The 1,401-nt window shown below is 62.7% G+C and carries 1 pseudogene; it reads right to left on the bottom strand.

Annotation, left to right across the window (positions count from 1 at the left end):
- Positions 1-26: 26 nt before the first annotated feature.
- Positions 27-1,207: pseudogene (locus OC184_RS20145) on the bottom strand (IS110 family RNA-guided transposase).
- Positions 1,208-1,401: the final 194 nt, after the last annotated feature.

Genomic DNA, 1,401 nt, shown 5'->3' on the forward strand with positions numbered 1-1,401 from the left:
ACGGATGTTGTTGAACAGCCATTTTCTCAGCTCTTTTTCAGTTTTGGCGGCCTGTCTTTCCATGCCTCGACCATGGCTGCGTAGGCCGCTTCGGCCTGCGCGACGAGGTCCATCTCTCGATGGCGGAGCTCCTTGATCCAGTAGTCGCGGCCGGGCCCGGCTGGCCCGTGTGCCTTGGGAGCCCCGGCCCGCAGTTCCAGTCTGCGCATCTTCATTGCAACGAAGGCAGGGCGAGCCCATCGATAGGGAGCCTCCTTCGTCAGCAATTGCCAGATGAGCCCTGCGATCTTCCGCGCGGTGGCAACCGCCGCGACATTGACACCTTTGCGGTCCTTTATCCGCAGAAAGAAAGCGCGCAGCGGTCCGGGCACCGACGCTGCCGACCAGGCGGCCTCGATCAGCATGGTTCTCGCGACCGTGTTCCCCTGTTTGGAGATGCGGCCATGGATGGCGCGGTGATCGCCGGACTGCCGGAGCCGTGGCGTCAGGCCGAAGTAGCTGGCCAATCTGTCGGGCGAGGGGAAGCGTGAGATGTCGCCGATCGCTGCAATGACCGACGTTGCGACCACAGAGCTGATACCGGCAATGCTCATCAGCTTTCGCATGCGGGCATCATCCAAAGAGGTGCGTGCCAAGGCACGATCCAGCTTCTCCAGCTTGGTATCCAGCCAATCCAACTCGTCAAGATGGCGGGCCAGCAGGTCACGTTCGGCTTTAGGCAACGGGTCCGTCGCAAGCCAGCGGCGGCCGCCTTTCCCAAACAGGTGCCCGCCGTATCCGGAGACGAGGTTGGCGTGGAGAACGGCCTGAACCCGGCTCTTCACCCGCCGGATGGAGCGCACCAGTGCCGCACGTTCCGAAACGAGGCGCCGAAGATTCTGCGTTTCGTCGTCTGCCGCCCAGACCTCAGGCAGGAATCCGGAAGCATGAAGCTGCGCCAAAATCCTCGCGTCCACCTTATCGGTCTTCACCCGCGCGTGCGCGATGGCCTTCACCTGGAGCGGGTTAGCGATCACCACCCGCGCAACGAACGGCGTCAGCAACCGGACGATGGCCGCCGTATTGCCGGTCGCTTCCAGCACGACCTCATCGTCCTTGCGGACCCTCCAGTTGGAACCGCGCCGTGTTCAAGTTCGATCCGGCATTCCTCTGCGAACTTGCCGCCATCGAGGATCGCCACTTGCGCGAAACTTCGATGCACATCCATTCCGATCGACCTCATTCAAAACCCTCCCTGTTGTCGATGGGGAGTGCGCGGGCTGTGCGACATCTACGGATACGCGCTCACAGCGCAGACGGGATAGTCGCAGGGGCGGCCAGATAACAACGCGAGCTCGCAGCTCATAGTCAAGACGGCCTGCCCGCTTCTTCGCACTCCGACGCCCCTGTCCCGACAAGGCA

This window comes from Paracoccus rhizosphaerae (genome assembly GCF_026162645.1).
Classification (GTDB): domain Bacteria; phylum Pseudomonadota; class Alphaproteobacteria; order Rhodobacterales; family Rhodobacteraceae; genus Paracoccus; species Paracoccus rhizosphaerae.